The following is a 16,242-nucleotide window of genomic DNA, read 5'->3' as shown; positions in this document are numbered from 1 at the left end:
CCGGATGTTCCCCTGTTTTCCGCTTTGCGGATTACTTCAGTTGCGAGCCGTCAAGAACCGGAAGCTCGTTAACAGCCTTTGCGCTCGCCGCAAGGACATCGTCAGGCGCAACGACCATGCCGAGCCGGGCAAGCTTGCCATCCTTGCCCCAGAGCTTTGACCATTCAGTGACAAAAGCCTGCAAACCGGGGATTGCCTTGAGATGCGCCTTCTTCACGTAGATGTAGAGCGGGCGCGCGCCGGGATAGCTGAAGTCCGAAATCGTGGCATAGGTCGGCTCGATGCCGTTCATCGGCAGGCCCTTGATGCGGCCGCTGTTCTCTTCAAGATAGGAGAACCCGAAAATGCCGATCGCCTTGGGATTGGCCTCGATCTTCTGGACGATCAGGTTGTCGTTCTCGCCCGCATCCACATAGGCCCCGTCGTCGCGCACTTCGGTGCAGATCTTCTCGTGCGCGGCCTTGTCGCTCGTCTTGAGCGCCTTCATTTCGGGGTTTTCGTCGCAGCCCTTGGCAAGGATCAGTTCCTTCAGCGCGTCGCGCGTGCCCGATGTGGACGGCGGCCCGTAAACAAGGATCGGCTCGGCCGGGAGCGAGGGATTCACATCCTTCCAGGTCTTGTAGGTCTGCGCCTTGCCATAGGGGTTCTTGGCCAGCGCCTTGTAAACATCCTGCGGGGTCAGCTTGATGCCGGGGCCGCCCTTGGCTTCGGCAAAGGCCACCCCATCAAGGCCCACCTGAATCTCGACGATTTCCTTCACGCCATTGGCCGCGCAGCTTTCAAATTCGGAAAGCTTCATCCGGCGCGAGGCATTGGCGATATCGGGGAACTGGGCGCCCACGCCGCCGCAGAACAGGTTCATCCCCGCGCCGGTTCCGGTGGATTCGATGATCGGCGACTTCAGGCTGGGATCTGCCTTGGCCAGCGATTCAGCAACCGCCTTGGCAAAAGGATAGACAGTGGAGGAGCCGACCGCGCGGACCTGATCGCGCGTTGCGGACTGCTGGGAACCACAACCTGCAAGCGCGAGCGCCGAAAGGGCCGTGGCGGAAAGAACGAATGTGCGAATCATCGACATGGTGCGCAGCCTTTAGTGCCAGAAAGAGTTTCGGCCAATGCGACGGCAGCGTGACAGGTTTATGACAATGATGTTTACTCAGCAACATTCTGTTGCGGAGCCAGCGGAATGCGCACGGTCACGGTCGTTCCTGCCCCCAATGTGCTTGAAATATCGAGCTTTCCTCGGTGTCGTTCAACAATGTGCTTGACGATTGCAAGGCCCAGACCCGTGCCGCCTGCGGCCCGGCTCCGCCCCGGATCGGTGCGATAGAAACGCCGCGTGAGGTAGGGGAGGTGATCGGGATGGATGCCTTCCCCCTTGTCGATGACACGCAGTTCGGCATCGTTCGCACTTCTGGTGATCGACACTTTCACCGGCTCGGTCTGGCTGCCATACTTGAAGGCGTTGTCGATGAGGTTGCGGATCACCTGATCGAGTTGCTGGCGATCACCCAGCACGACTGCGTCGGTGGTCTCGATTTCCAACCGGCCTTCGCCCACCGTCATGGCGACTTCGCTGGCAATCGTGCCGGCCATCTGCCCAAGGTCGATCCGGTCGCGTGGCAGCTCATGCTTTTCGGCCTCGATGCGCGAAAGGGACATGAGATCCTCGACGAGGCTCTGCAATCGTCGGGCCTCGCGCAGCACCGTGGCATGGAAACGGGCGGCGGTGGCTTCGTCCACTTTCGCGTCCGGGTCGGCCAGGGTTTCGATATAGCCGATGATCGAGGCGAGGGGGGTGCGCAATTCGTGGCTGGCGTTGGCCACGAAATCGGTATGCGCCCGGCTGATGTCCGCCTCGGCCGTGCGGTTGACCATTTCGATCAGCGAGAAGCGCTCGTCAATCGGCACCCGGCTGACCTGCCAGATACTGCGTGGACCTGTCAGCCCGCGCACGAGCGCGCGCCCCTGCGGCTTGTCGAGCAGGCGCACGGCTTCGGGATGGCGAAGGGCTACGCGCGCATCCTGCCCCACGATATGCGCGCCCAGCTCTTCACGGGCAGCGGCATTGGCGGCGGCGATACGCTGCCCATCAAGCATGAGAACCGGCAGCCCGAACGGTTCGACCAGTTCGACCATCGCCTGACGCGACACGCTGCCATCATCACGGCCACGCAGTTCGACCACGGGTTCAGGCCGGGCCAGCCAGAGCGTGGCGACCCACACGAGGAGGACGGCAATGGCCATCCACAGGTTCGCGCCGCCAAGATACATGACGATTGCGGCACAGACCGCAACGATGACGCTGGGAACGGGCAGCGACAGAGTTTTCATGAGCAAGAGACCGTGTCGGTTGCCTGTTGGTCCGAATCGCAGGGTTCAACCCCGCCGCGCATCGGGCACTAGTCGAGCGATGCCGCCTCGTGCAAGCAAGCAGGCGCGCCCGTCACACAGGTGCAGCAGGACAGGCAGCGATCCCGATCCCGGTTCGCGGCACGATCAATGTCCTGCACGGATCATGAGCGTGTCGAGCGGCACGGCGCGGAGCAGTTCCTCGGCGCGGCTGCCGATGACCGAACGGATGAAGCCGCTGCGGCCATGTGTTCCCAGAACGACGAGATCGGCGCCAAGGCGTCCGGCTGCGGCCATCACGACCCGGTGAACTTCGCCGTAATCGACATGCGTGGTGATCCTGCTGCGGATCTCATCGGGAATATCCGCATCGTCGAGGAAGGCGTTCACCTCCGCTTCGGCGGTTCTGGTGATGTCGGCGCGGGTTTCGTCGGACTTGAGCCAGCCCTCGTAGGGCACATGAAAGGCGTGGACGAGGTGCATGGGAATGTGCGGAAACATCTGCGCGGCGTGCAGCAGGGCATGGCGCGAGCAGTCCGAGCAGTCGGTGGCGACAAGCATTGCACGATAGGCTTGGTGCGGCCGCTGCTTCACCACCAGAACCGGAACATCGGCAGTGCGCACCATGTGATCGACGGCCGTTCCGACGAAATAATCGCCGACATGGTTCATGCGGGCCACCCCGGTCACGACGAGGCGGCTGCCCGATGACCGCGCCGCAGCGCTGATGGTTGACGGTGCCGGACCGATCGAGGGAAGAATATCGACGATAGTGGAATGCGGTTCGGGCAGGACGGCCCTAATGGCCCGGTCCGCAAGCGCGGTATCATCGACCAGCGGGCTGCCCGCCTCGATGGCATGGACCACGACAAGGCGCGTGTTCCATTCCTGAGCAAGCTGAAACGCGCGATCAATTGCGCGATCCGAACGTGCGCTGAGGTCGGTTCCCACAAGCACGGGGCCTTCCGGTCGGTTCATCCTCTCACTCTCCTCGTTGGTGGGCCGCTTCGACTGGGCCGCCCGCCCGCGCTTCGGCCATTGTGCGCTGTTCGGCCAGAAAGCGCGAGATCGTTTCGCCGGTGAATCCGCTGTCCTCCAGCATTCTGGCGGCGAGTTGCAGGCTGGCCTCCACCGCTTCGGGCGTGGAATAGCTGGCACCCAGTTCACGCAGCAGCGCGGCATGTTCTTCGTCGCGCGCGCGCGCGTGGATCGGGATGCCGGGCCAGCGGTGATGGATCTCCCGCACGATGCGGGTGACGGCGGCGGGATCGTTCATCGTTACGGCAACCGCGCTGGCCCGTGCGATGCCGGCCCTTGCGAGAATGTCGGCGCGCGAGGCATCGCCGAAGAAGACGCGGCCCCTGGTCTCGGCATTTTCGGGAAGGCGGGGCGCCAGTTTCCCGACATCACTGTCAACCGCCACGAAATCCAGACCTGCCGCCGCCGCGACCTGCGCCACTGTCTGCCCCACGCGGCCGAAGCCCGCGATCACGACATGGCCTGAACTGTCGGCGAGCTCGTCTTGCGCTGTTGCGCTGGCCTGTGCGGTTGCGCGGCGTTGCAGGAAGCGCCCAAGCCGCTGGCCTGCCTCAACCACGGGCGGGGTCAGCAGCATGCTGATCGAAGCCAGCATCAGCACATATTGTTCGACAGCGCCCCCGATCAACCCCAGACTGACTGCCGCAGCAAGGATGACAAAGGCGAACTCGCCGCTCTGGCCAAGCATCAGCCCGGATTCGAGCGCCACGGCAAAACGTTGCCGGAACAGCAGGGCAAGGCCCGTGATGACCGTGGCCTTGAGCAGCCAGAGCGCGATCACCGCGGCCATGATCCGCAGCGGGTCAGCGACGACGAAGCGCCAGTCGATGCCCATGCCGACCGACATGAAGAACAGGCCCAGCAGCAGGCCCTTGAAGGGCTGGATATCGACCTCGATCTGGTGGCGGTATTCGGTTTCGGCCAGCAGCAATCCTGCGAGCAGTGCGCCCAGTGCCATCGACAGGCCAAACCCGGCCGTAAGCGCAGCCACCCCGACCACTGCGAGAAGAACGGCGGCCGTGAACATTTCGGCATTGCGTGCCGCAGCCACCTGCCGCAGGGCCGGACGCAACACGACCCGGCCGACAACATAAATCAGGATGATGGCAAGGGCGGCCTTGCCAAGCGCTGCGGCCAGCCCGCTGGCAAGGCCACTGTCTCCCGGTTCGGCCAGCACACCCACCATGAACAGGATCGGCACCACGGCCAGATCCTGCATGAGAAGAATGGCAAATCCCGTGCGGCCGGCCGGTGTTGTCTGCCGCCGCCCATCCATCAGCAACTGGAGCACGATGGCGGTTGACGACAGCGAGAGCGCCATGCCCACGACCAGCGCCGTATCGGACGGCAATCCCAGGCTCAGCCCGATCCACGTGACAAGGGCGCCGCAGACGAGAATCTGGAGCGAACCAAGGCCGAAAACCTGCGACCGCCACGCCCACAGGCGTTCGATCGACAGTTCAAGGCCGATCATGAACATCAGGAAGACAACGCCGATCTCCGCGAGATGGCGCACCCCGTCGATGTCGGCCACCACGAAGCGGGCGAGCCACGGGTGGTCTGCCGTCAGCAGGCCAAGGCCGAAGGGGCCAACAATGCTTCCGGCCAGAAGATAGCCGAGCACCGGACTGATCTTCAGACGGCTGAGCAGGGGAACAGCCAGTCCGGCCGCGCCCAGAAAGATCAGGCCCTCTCGCAGATAGGGCAGGGGAGAATGCGCCTCCATCAGTGGTGCGCCAATCGCTTGGTGGCGGGATGGTTGTCCAATTTCAACGGCTTGGCCGCGATGGTCGCAAAAGCATTCGACATGGCGCAGGGGTAGCCCGGCAGGCCATCGACTGCATCAGAAAAGCGGCGTGCTGCTCAACAAAATATTGCTGCGTGGTTCTGTTCTCTCGCCGATCAGCGACGCAGGCCGAGGAAGCCGAGACTGTCGGAATCGAACTTCATGCGGATTCCGACAGAGAAGCCCTTGGTGGTCTGGCGCGCCTGCGCAAAGTCGCGGTCGCGATAACCGGTGAAGTTGTAGCCAAAGGTGATGAGCGTGTTGGTTACAGGGCTGATTCCCACCTGCGGCCCAAGCGCGAAGGATGTCGTGTGCATCGTCAGGCTGTGGCGGATGGTGGCGACGGCCCCCACTTCGACCATCGGACCAAGGCCGAGCCGCGCATCGATCCCGCCGATCAGCGTGGTCCCTTCAAGATCGAAAGCGTCGATCCGGTCGAATGTGTGACGCACGGCTGCGAACAGGCCCAGTTCGCTGCGCATGTATCCGGGGCTGCTTTCTTCGCCGGTCTCGTTGCTGGAGCGTTCCATCGGCGTCCAGTTCATCGAAAGACTGCCGATGAGGCGGCTGGAGCGCGCATCGGTTGCATTCACGATGGCGGTCTGTTCGGGCACGGTCGGCTCGCCGGGCTGGGCTGCGGCTCCGGTGATCTCGTCGCTGCGGAACTCCACCTTCGACAGCAGTGCAATCCGGCTGTCGGACGGGCGGTGCGCGAGGGAAAGCGCGGCATCGAAAATGCGGCTTGTCATCCCGCGTTCGTCGCTGGCGCGCGTCCAGGCAAAGCCGAGGCCGGCCATGCGCCCTTCGCCAAGCTGCCGGATTGCGCCGAAGATCATGCCGCGGCGATCAGCGAGCTGGCCATCGCGCAGTTCGGCACGGCCGGTCACGCTCCAGCGGTCATGCCGCCAGGTGGCGCCAAAGGTTACGGCGGAAAAATCTTCGGCGATCGTGCCGGCATCGCCCAGATTGCCGCCGCTCGAGGCGGGTTGTTCGGGATTGACCAGCGAGCGCGCATCGATTCCGGCAAGCGTCGTGGAACTGTCGAGCGTGGCATCAAGCGTGAGGGCGGCGCTGACCGGTAGCGACTGGGTCAGCCCGAAGGCGGCAAAGCTGCGTTTGCCCAGTTCGCTGATTGATTGCTGGCCCAGTGTGCTGAGGATCCGCGCACCTTCCCACGGACCAACCTCGAAACCGGCACGGAACGTGTCGGCCGAAACGGCCTTGCCGTCGGCGCGCTCGTAGGTTCCAAGCAGCTTGATCGAGGGTGTCACCGCAAAGGCAGCGCCGATGCGATAGCGCGAAGGCAGATCGACGCTTTCCGCCGTGCCGAGGGCAAGGCTGGTGGCGCCGCTGATTTCCAGACGGTTGTCGAGCAGCTTGCGGGTCGCGCCAGCTTCCACCGTGGTCGAGCGGGCGCTCGTGCCGTCGGCAAGCCGATCATCGAACATGGCCATGCCGAGTCGCGCCTCGGTGGCGCGGCTGCGCCACACGCCATTCACCTGCGCGGCCTTGCGCTGGGCGGCGTCGGTCAGACTGTCGTCAAGCCAGAGGCTGGCCGTCACCGCGAAGGCTTCGTTCAGGCGGTAGCGACCATCGACACCGACCTTGCGGCGCCCGCGCTCTGCCATGTTGAGCTGGCCGACACCGAAATTGCGGTCCGCCGAGCGGACATAGCCGAGCAGGTCGAGCGCGCCGTCGTGATGTTCGATTTCGGCAATCCACGCGCTGTCGTATTCGCCTGCGGCGCGGCTGGCGCCCAGTTCGGCGCGCACTTCGGTGGTATCCCCGATGCGGGCTCGCAGATCGAGCGCGGCAAGATCGGTGCGCGCGCCAGCGGCATTGGCGGACGGAGCGCTGCCGGTATCGGTGATGGCGGTCGCGCCTATGCGCAGGCGGCCTTCCGCCGTGGTCACATCGGCACGCACACCGGCATTGATCTTGCCGCCAGCCGCGCGGTCGACCTCGTAATCGACGATGATGAAGCGCGGGTTGAGATCTGCGTCGCGGCTCAATACCGGCTCGCGGAAGCTGATCGTGCCCGAAAGCAGGTCGATGTCGTAATCGACGAAGCGGGTCAGGGTGCGCGTATCGACGATGACTTCCGAGCGGAACCGGTCGCGCACCTGAAGCGTGACGATTTCGCTGTTGGCGATCACGCCCCGGCTAGACAGGCGATAGGGCCCGGAAATGCCGCCGCCCTGAAACTCGTCGCGGCGGTGCGTGTCGCCAGTGCGCGCGGCAAAGCCCTGCACGTGAACCTTGCCGAAAACGCCCTCGGCGCTCGCGCCGGTCATGGTGCGCTGATAGCGGGCCAGAACGGTCTGGTCGAAGGCAGTCACGAAGTCGCCGTAGATCGCATAGAAGGCGCGCGCTTCGAGACGGATATAGAGCTTGTCGCGGCTGGCTGCATCGAAGCCCCGGTTCGAGCCATCGGCAAAGACCGTATAATAGGCATTGGGATCGATAGTGCCGAGCAGGCGCTGCTGGCTTTGCTGCTTTGCGCTGTCATAGCTTGCCGTCAGCAGGAAGCGCCCCAGAACACGCCCCTTGGCATAGAAGGCCACGCGGGCATTCTCGCCCAGATCGCTGTCGAACCGGCCATTGCGCTCCATGCGCTGCGCAATCGAATCCTTGCCGCCCGCCGCTTCGGCGAGGCCCACCAGGGTCCACTTCTGTTCGCCCGGCTCGATCCAGCTTTCCACCGTCTGGCGGCGCGTCATTGCCTCGTCCTTGAAGGTGAACTCGGCGCGCAGCGGGCCGCTGACCATCGTTGGCGCCAGTTCGACATAGGCCATGCCATCGTCGCCCTTGACCATGAAGGTGGGCGCGGCGCGATCAAGGCCGGAGAGTGTGCGGACCTGCATCGCATCAAGGGCCTGCGCACTTTCATAGGGCTGGTTGAGCGTTAATTCGCCAGTGATCCCGGCATGGACCGGGCGTCCGTTGCGATCTACGATGCGGATGGCAAGGACCGGGCGGGTCGTGCCATCGGCGATCAGCTTTGACTTCTCGCGCACCAGAATTGCACGGGCAGGCACTTCAACAAAATGCACCTCGCGCCGCAGGTCCCCCATGACCTTGCCCTCGGCATTGCGCACGCTTGCAGTCAGGACGGTGGTTTCCCCCTCAAGCGGCAGGCCGCGCCAGACGCTGACGGCATAGCCGCGCGGCGAGGTGCGCGCTCCGTCGAAGGCAATCGGATCCACCGGCTTGCCGTTCAGCCGCAGATCGACGCTTTCGCCGCTGCGATGGCGGATCACCACGCGGATCGCCGGGGTGCGCGGATTGTGGTCGGCCGTGGGGAAGAGAAAATCGGTGGGACCATCGCCCAGCGCCAGCCAGTCGGTATCGGCACCCGCGGCCTTGCGATCGCTGGCATCATCTTTGCCTGCATCAGCTTTGGCAGCAGGCGCGGCCTTGTCCTGATCCTTCGATGCCGCCGCCTGCGCGGCCTTCTCCGTTGCCGCCTTTGCCTGGGCCGCCAGCGCTTCGGCCGACAGTTCAGCCGTGAAGTCGGCAACGACAAGCGAGCCGCCCTGACCGGTTATGAAGCGCGAGATGGCACTGCCGCTGCTGCGGGTGGAGCGCGCGCAGTCGATGAACCGTCCGCCCTGGGGAAGGGTCTGGCCGGCCACCTGCACCACATGCGTGCCGGGGGTCAGTCCTTCGAAGTGATAGCGGCCATCGCCGTCGGTAATCGCAAAGCTGCCATCCTCAAGCATGACCCTGACGCCGGGAATGCCGGGCCGCTGGGCCGGATCGGTGGTGCAGGCGCCCGCGGTCACACGACCGATCAGCGTCATGCGGCTGGCAATGACTTCGTCCTCGATCCGCACGCGGGCCTGCGCAGTGGCGGAAGCACCCCGTTCGTCGGTGATCCTGACGATGTTCAGAACCTCCCCGGCTGGCGCATCGGGGCTGGCGGTCATGGCATAAGTCACCTTGACCTGTGCGCCCGGATCGATCCGGCCAAGGGCAATCGTCATGCGGCGGCCATCGGCAGAGAACGTCGCTGCCCCGTCCCGGCGTTGTCCGTTGATCCGCACCGAAGACGGCGAGAAACGCAGCCAGCGCGAAGGCGTGTCCTCAAGCGTCACGTTGAACAGCGGCCGCTTGCTGTCAGGGTTGCCGACTTGCACGGTAAAGAAGGTGGCATCGCCCGGATTGATCCGCTCGCGCGAGGCGGTCTTGGTCAGACTGACCGGCGCCGATGGACCATCGACCGGAATATCGACCCGCACGGGAAGCGGCGAGGTGAGCGTGACAATCCCGCCGAAGGATGCCTCGGTCAGGTCGACAAGGTCGCCTTCGGGCCTGCGGAAGTTGCGCAGGTTCTCGACCGGCACGGTCGATGGCGCCACATAGGGGGCAGGCGGAACGATCCGCAGGCGGTAGCGGCCAAGCCGTGCAAGCGGGAAGCGGTATTCGCCCGCAGGCATGGGATAGACGTTGCCGGCACCATCGGTCACGGGCTGCCCGGTCACGACCGTAGAGGGCCACGAGGTGATTCCGTCGTCGGCAAAGACTTCGGCCGGCTGGCCGGTGGCCTCGTCGATCAGCGTGATCGTTGCGCCATCGACCGGCGAACCGTCGGCGCTGTCGAACACCAGGCCATAAGGGTCTGCCAGCACGTTGACGCTGCTGGCCACGGCCGAACCTAGCGGGATGCGGCTGTCGGCCACGGTGATCGTGATGGTATCGCCATCGCGCGCGCTGAGCTGGCAATCGCGCTGCACGGGGCTTGGCGGGATTGCGCTGGTCGGGATGACGGCAAGGAACTGGCCGGTATTCGCGCCAGTCTCCATCAGGGTCAGCACTTCCTCGTCGCCGGACGAGCTGGTGACGCGGATCTGGAGCTGATCGATGGCCGTGGGCGAGGTGTTGGCCTGCGGCGCGGTGATGCGCGCATACAGCAGTTCGCCGATCCGGAAGCTGTTGGCGGGCTGTAGCGTCCCGTTCAGGGAAAGCGTGCTGGCCTTGCCCGAAAGCGCAAGGCTGCGCTGCCCGCAGTTGGGCATGGCCACCGAAATCGTGCCAAGCCCATCGGGCAGATACCGCAGGGTCTGGATGGTGAGCGACTGGCGCTCGACCGCAAAGGATACGGTGTTCGAGACCGTCCGCGCGGTTTTGCCGTGATCGGACCATTCGGCCGATGCGGTGTTGGTGATCGTGTCCTGCGCCAGCGCATGCGCGCCGGGCACGATCAGCAACATCGCTGCAAGCAGACCTTTCAGGCGCTTCATCATCTCGGAAGGTCTGGTCAACTTCATGATGAGATGTGCCGGCCCTGCCGTGAGGGCAGGGGCAGGGCCGGCATCAGGCTCAGTTGATCGTCGCGCGGAACAGCACGGTCTTGGTGGCACCGCCCGGCAGGGTGGCGATCGTGCCGCTGACGACACCGCCGCTTTCCGATCCGGCAGTCGCGCCATCGGCCTGGCAGACGCCGGCCGACACCGTGCCGTCCACCTTCACGCCGAAGCTCGACAGATAAGTCACTTCGCTCGGCAAAGGGTCGTTCACGTTGATCGATGCGGCCGTCGTGGCGCCCGTCCCGTTCGAAACCGCGATGCAGTATTCCACCACTGCGCCGGGGATCATCTTCGGGTTGGTGGTGCCGTTGACCGGATCGCTGACGATGCGGCTGGTCTTGGCAACCGTAAGTTCAGCCGTGGCGACGGTGTAGGAATCGCGCGCCGAATGAGCGGCATCGCGGGCCGAATCGTCGGTGCCCGGCGTCACGTCGGCAAAGACGGTATCCATGCCTGCGGTGTTGGCGCCCGTGGTCTGGACCAGAGCTGCGCCCAGCGTGCCGCTTGCGCCAGCCTCGCGGCCCGTGGCCCGAAGCGCCACGACGGCGACCGAACCGTTCGGGCGGCCCAGCGGCACGTCCGAGACGATGAACACGCGGCGGGTTTCGTCCGCGGCCATCTCGTCAAGGTAGGTCACGAGCGTGTCGGTGCCGGAATCGAAGATGCCGTTGTTGTTGGTATCGACGAAAATGCGCACGTTCGACACGTTGAAGTTGTCGGTGCCACCGTGCGGTCCGGCGCCGCCGTCCATCTGCAGTGCCTCAAGCGCGAAGTCGAGCGCCGCGTTCGAGGTGTTGGTAACGGTGAAGGTCGTCACCTGCGAGACCGAGCCGGGGGTCACGACCGTGGTCGAGTTTCCTGTTTCAGCAACGGTCAGGTTGATCTTGCGGTCAACCGTCAGCGTGTCGCTTGCAGTCTCGGCGTTCTGGGAAATGCCACCGACCTGGTAGTTGATCGTGGCGGTGTTGGTGATGGTGGTGCCCGCAGTCGTCCCGGCTGCGTGCGCCACGCTTGAGCCGAACGCAAAGAGCGCAAGTGCGCTGGTTGCGGCCAGCAGCTTGCTGGTGCATTTCATGTTGACGATCCCTAGTAGCTTCTTGATCGGCCTGCTTTACTGTCCGCCAGCAAGCCTCGGCGGTTCGTTTCGCAGCCTTCAGCGAACGATGGCGTGATACTCGACCATCCCGCTTGCGCCTGGGGCGATGACGGGAACGGTCCAGCGAATATGGGTGATGTCGGTTGCCGTGGCGGGGCGAGGATTGCCGTCCTCTCCCTTGACGGTGAGATCGGCAAGACGCCCCCACGACTTGCCGCCATCGACCGAAACCTGCTCGCGCAGGGCACTTTCGTCGGCAACCCGGACCGCATCGGGAACCGGATTGGTGACTACGAAATTGTCGACCGGCTGCGTGCCCGCATTCCTGTAGCGGGTGGTGAACAGCAGCTTGTCGCCCGGAACGACAACCTTGGGTTCTTCGAGAACGACCTTCTGCTTGCCGTTCTCCTCGATGGTCTTCTCCAGCTTGACCAGACCCTCTAGCGTCACCGCCGGGGTCGCCTGCTGGGCCGCCACCGGTGCGGCGCCCATGGCAAGAATGGCGAGGGCAAAAGCCGTGATAGCGGATGCGAACCTGTTCATCTCGGTGTCCTTCGCGCTGCGGATCAGTTGATGGTGGTCTTGAAGGTCACGGTGCGGCTGTTTCCGCCGGGCAGTGCGCCGATAGCCACGTCGATGCCGCTTGCCGAAGCCGTTCCGGCGTCGCTGTCGGCAGCATCGCTGAGCGCAGCGCCTTCAAGTGTCAGCGAGTTGGCGACATAGGTCGTTCCGGCCGGGATCACGTCGGTGACGCGAAGATCGCTGACCGTGCCGCTGCCGCTGGCGGCGGCCTGAATGGTGAAGGTCACGGTCGCGCCGGGCACGGGCTTGGCCCCTCCGAACGGATCGAGAATGGCAAAGGATTTGGTGAGCGTGACGCTGGCCGAACTGGCAAGAAGCGCGCCAAGGGCATTGGCATTGGCCGTGGTCGCCCCCACGACCGCATCTCCGCCGCCCTGGCCCTGACCGGCAAAGCTGGTGCCCGGCGTGCCCGACCCGGTGAGCGCCTGTGCCGTCACGCGGACCTGGCTGGCTGACGCATCGGCCGTGCCGCCCGGCAGTGCGACGATCACGAAGATGCGCGCGGCCGCATCCGGGGCCAGTTCCGCAGTCGATCCGCCGTTGGTGATGACGGTATCGATGCCCGGTTCATAGATGCCGTTGTCGTTCGTATCGATTGCGATGGTCTGCACCGCGGCATCGAAGCCGTTGCCGGAAACGGTGGGCGAGACGTTGATCGCAAAGGCTTCGTTCCCATTGCCGGAATTGGTCACGCGATAGCTCAGCACGGCCGTGTCGGCGAGCGTCACTGATCCGGCATCGAGCGCACTGACCGCAACGTCCAGCAATTCGTCAACGCGGATGGTCACGGTATTGGAGCTGACCGTCGTGGTTGCGCTGCCGCTGCCGTAGCTTGCCGAGGCGGTGTTCTGGATCAGCGTGCCAGCGGTGACACCCGCGGCGCTGGCCTGAGTGGAACCGATTGCAGTGGCGGCGAGCGCGCCAAGGACGAGAGGGGTGCGAGCGTTCTTCATGCGGCCCTTATCCCGACGCGTAGTTACCAAAGAATAAACCACTAAGTGAAACTACTTAGCTATCTGATTTAATGAGAGAAAATGGTGATTTAACTTTAGTTGTAAACGTTCTCAAACAAGGTCAGGAGGTGCATTTGCCAAGGGGCAGGAGCCTTCGTGGACAGCATCAAAAGACCTCATCAAAAACAGTAGTTTGCCGGGATGGCGAGCAGCCGCATCGAGCCATGCGTCAGGATGCGCTTTGATCGAATCATCCACGAATCAGTCTGGCTATGGGAAGCGGAGAGGACGTTTGCGGATTGATCTGGCGTTTGCGGATTGATCTGGCAGCGCCGCGCGGCGCACCCGCCTAAGCCGGTGCATCGCTTGTCAGCGGCAGCAGCGTCGGGTCAAGCGCCAGGAAACATTAATTCCCTTCGGACATGATCCGCGTTCGGCATTGGTGCTGTGGAAAGGGCACTCGCTTCCTTCGAGAAGCGAGCCAACCTTTGCCCGGAAGACTCTCCGCAACATGCCGGAGAGTGGTGACCCCTACGGGAATCGAACCCGTGTTTCAGCCGTGAAAGGGCCGCGTCCTGACCGCTAGACGAAGGGGCCACTGGGCTAGTGCCGCTGGGCAGAGCCGCGCCTCTAAGGACATCATCGCGGGGCGTCAAGCATGGATTTGCAGAAAAATTAGCGGTCAGCGAAAGCGGCGTCCTCTACGTGAAGTTCCGCTGCCGGACGGCTTCCCCAATCGTCGATCTTCGCGCGCCCGGCGAGCCACAGCAGCCGCCCGCGCGAACCGTGCAGCAGCGCCTGACCAAGCGCACTCTCGGCTGCGCGGAAGGCAATGGCCTTGAACGATCCACCGTCTGATCCGGCCGCCACCATGCGCACATGGTCTGATCCCACCAGATCGCACTTCACCAGCCGGACCGGCCCGACTGCAACCCGCGGCCCCGGCCAGCCGACCCCGAACGGTCCTGCCGCATCGAGTGTTTCCACCAGTGCCGGCGTGAGGCCGCGAGGACTGAGCGAAAGATCCAGCAGCAGCGATTGCGCGGCCTGGGCGGCAAGCACATCGCGCGCGAGGCGCTCGTCAAGCCAGTCGGCAAGCGCACCAAGCCTGTCAGGTTCGATGGTCAGCCCGCAGGCCATGGCGTGGCCGCCGCCTGCCACCAGCAGGCCGGCCTCCCGCGCGGCGATGATGGCGGCGCCCAGATCAACCCCTGCTACCGAGCGGCCCGAACCCTTGCCCCTGCCGTCATCATCGGCGCCCAGCGCGATAACCAGCGTGGGCTTGCCAGTCTTTTCCTTGATGCGTCCCGCCACGATGCCGATCACGCCGGGGTGCCAGCCAAATCCGGCTAGCACCATTACCGCCCGGTTATGCTGCGCAGCGATCTGGGCCTCGGCGGCGGCCTGCACTTCCTGCTCGATTGCCCGCCGTTCTTCATTCAGGCGCGAAAGCTGGCCTGCAATCTCCCGCGCTTCGGCAGGGTCTTCGGTGGTCAGAAGACGCACGCCCAGCGTTGCTTCGCCGACCCGTCCGCCTGCATTGATGCGCGGTCCAAGCGCAAAGCCCAGATCGCTGCATGTCGGCGCGCGGCTCAGTCGGCTGGCGTCGATCAGCGCGGAAAGACCGATGTTCTGCCGCCGGGCCATGATCTTCAGTCCTTGCGCCACAAGTGCGCGGTTCAGCCCCTTGATCTGCGCGACATCAGCCACGGTGCCAAGCGCCACGAGATCCAGCAGCGCCATGAGATCGGGCGCCTTGCCCTTGTCGAACCAGCCCCGCGCCCGAAGCTCGCGCACGGTTGCCACGGCCAGAAGGAAGGCCATGCCAACGGCGGCAAGGTGGCCATGCGCCGCGGCCTCGTCGGATTCGTCAAGCCGGTTGGGGTTCACAAGTGCGGCGGCGGGCGGCAATTGCGCGGCGCACTTGTGATGATCGACCACGATCACGTCCACCCCGGCGGCCTGCGCCATGGTCAGCGCTTCGTGCGCCATCGCGCCGCAATCGACCGTGACGATCAGCTCGCTGCCTTCGTGCGCCAGGCGCACCAGCGCTTCGCCCGAAGGCCCATACCCTTCAAGAAGGCGGTCGGGAATATAGTGCCCTGCCTCCACGCCCATATCGCGCAGCAGGCGGATCAGCAGGGCGGCACTGGTCGCGCCATCAACGTCATAGTCGCCATAGATGGTGATCCGCTGCCCGCGGATGACGGCATCGCTCAACCGCGCTGCGGCGGCGTCCATGTCGCGGAAGATCGATGGGTCCGGCAGGAAATCGCGCAGGGTAGGGCGGCGGTGGCGATCAAGATCATCCCTCGAAACCCCGCGCGAGAGGAGCAACTGGGTAACGATATCGTCAAGGGTATCCGGCCCGAAGGTGCCGATGTCCATATTGCCGCCGCGCCAGCGCCAGGCTTGTCCTGAAAGAGATCGTGTTATCGCAGTGACCGGAATCATGCCCCTGCGCTATACCATGCGGCAGGGGTCGGGAAGGGCCGCAGAGCAAAGGACCAGCGGATGGCGCAAGGGTTGCTGATTGTCTGGCACAGCCGCACCGGGGCATCGCGCGCGGTGGCGCAGGCGGCTTGTGTCGGGGCCTCGGTCGAGGCCGCGCCGGTTCGCCTGCTTGGTGCGCAAGAGGCCGGCCCGGACGACCTGCTGGCCGCTGCGGGCTACCTGTTCTGCTGCCCGGAGAATCTGGGTTCGATGACCGGCGAAATGAAGGCATTCTTCGACCGCTGCTATTTTCCGCTGCTGGGCCGGATAGAAGGCCGCGCCTATGCAACCATCATCGCCGCCGGTTCGGATGGATCGGGGGCGGAACGCCAGATTGACCGGATCGTGACCGGCAGGCGTCTGCGCCGGGTGGCAGAGCCTTTGATCATCTGCACCAAAGCTCAGGCTCCGCAGCAGATTCTGGTGCCCAAGACGCTGGAGAACGCGGATCTGGAAAAGTGTCGCGAACTGGGACAGGCCGTTTCTGCGGGTCTGGCATTAGGGGTATTCTGAGCATTGCGGTCTATATGCTCGGCTTTGCACCAATCCATAAGGTGTGCTGACTCGACGCTGGCTGGGCTTATGTGGCAGAGAAACGGTTCTGTAATGAGGGGTGCCTGTGGACGCCATTGA

The 16,242-nt window shown here is 64.4% G+C and carries 10 protein-coding genes and 1 tRNA gene; 1 reads left to right on the top strand and 10 read right to left on the bottom strand.

Translation table 11 applies throughout. The annotated features are described in order from the left end of the window. Positions 1-31: 31 nt before the first annotated feature. From DKM43_RS07810 to recJ, 10 genes are all read right to left on the bottom strand, one after another. On the bottom strand, positions 32-1,078 hold the full coding sequence (locus tag DKM43_RS07810) for a substrate-binding domain-containing protein (RefSeq protein WP_109797848.1): 1,047 nt from the start codon (positions 1,076-1,078) through the stop codon (positions 32-34). Between the two features lie 74 nt (positions 1,079-1,152). Further along, positions 1,153-2,334, bottom strand: coding sequence for a sensor histidine kinase (locus DKM43_RS07805; protein ID WP_109797847.1), 1,182 nt, complete (start codon positions 2,332-2,334; stop codon positions 1,153-1,155). A 165-nt stretch (positions 2,335-2,499) separates the two neighbouring features. After that, positions 2,500-3,330, bottom strand: coding sequence for a universal stress protein (locus DKM43_RS07800; protein ID WP_109797846.1), 831 nt, complete (start codon positions 3,328-3,330; stop codon positions 2,500-2,502). A gap of 4 nt (positions 3,331-3,334) precedes the next feature. Further along, positions 3,335-5,116, bottom strand: coding sequence for a monovalent cation:proton antiporter-2 (CPA2) family protein (locus tag DKM43_RS07795; protein ID WP_109797845.1), 1,782 nt, complete (start codon positions 5,114-5,116; stop codon positions 3,335-3,337). A gap of 176 nt (positions 5,117-5,292) precedes the next feature. Beyond that, a complete protein-coding gene (locus DKM43_RS07790) occupies positions 5,293-10,446 on the bottom strand; it encodes a carboxypeptidase-like regulatory domain-containing protein (protein WP_236632442.1) in 5,154 nt (1,717 codons plus the stop codon). A gap of 52 nt (positions 10,447-10,498) precedes the next feature. Further along, positions 10,499-11,560: a hypothetical protein gene (locus tag DKM43_RS07785; RefSeq protein WP_109797844.1), complete on the bottom strand. Its 1,062-nt coding sequence runs from the start codon at positions 11,558-11,560 to the stop codon at positions 10,499-10,501. Positions 11,561-11,638: 78 nt separating this feature from the next. Continuing rightward, entirely contained in the window at positions 11,639-12,124 is a 486-nt protein-coding gene (locus DKM43_RS07780; protein ID WP_109797843.1) for a hypothetical protein, read from the bottom strand. A 23-nt stretch (positions 12,125-12,147) separates the two neighbouring features. Next, positions 12,148-13,116, bottom strand: coding sequence for a DUF11 domain-containing protein (locus DKM43_RS07775; RefSeq protein WP_109797842.1), 969 nt, complete (start codon positions 13,114-13,116; stop codon positions 12,148-12,150). 522 nt (positions 13,117-13,638) lie between these two features. After that, a tRNA-Glu gene (locus tag DKM43_RS07770) sits at positions 13,639-13,713 on the bottom strand. A 78-nt stretch (positions 13,714-13,791) separates the two neighbouring features. After that, a complete protein-coding gene (gene recJ / locus DKM43_RS07765; protein ID WP_109797841.1) occupies positions 13,792-15,570 on the bottom strand; it encodes a single-stranded-DNA-specific exonuclease RecJ in 1,779 nt (592 codons plus the stop codon). 60 nt (positions 15,571-15,630) lie between these two features. Between recJ and DKM43_RS07760 the strand changes: the two genes are divergently transcribed. Further along, positions 15,631-16,122, top strand: a complete 492-nt coding sequence (locus tag DKM43_RS07760; RefSeq protein WP_109797840.1) for a flavodoxin family protein — start codon at positions 15,631-15,633, stop codon at positions 16,120-16,122. The last annotated feature ends 120 nt before the right edge of the window (positions 16,123-16,242 follow it).

Origin of the sequence: Novosphingobium meiothermophilum (assembly GCF_003171715.1) — a bacterium.
GTDB classification, from domain to species: Bacteria; Pseudomonadota; Alphaproteobacteria; order Sphingomonadales; family Sphingomonadaceae; genus Novosphingobium; species Novosphingobium meiothermophilum.
The sequence above is the reverse complement of the archived record's forward strand: the minus strand, read 5'-3'. Positions and strand labels throughout refer to the sequence as shown.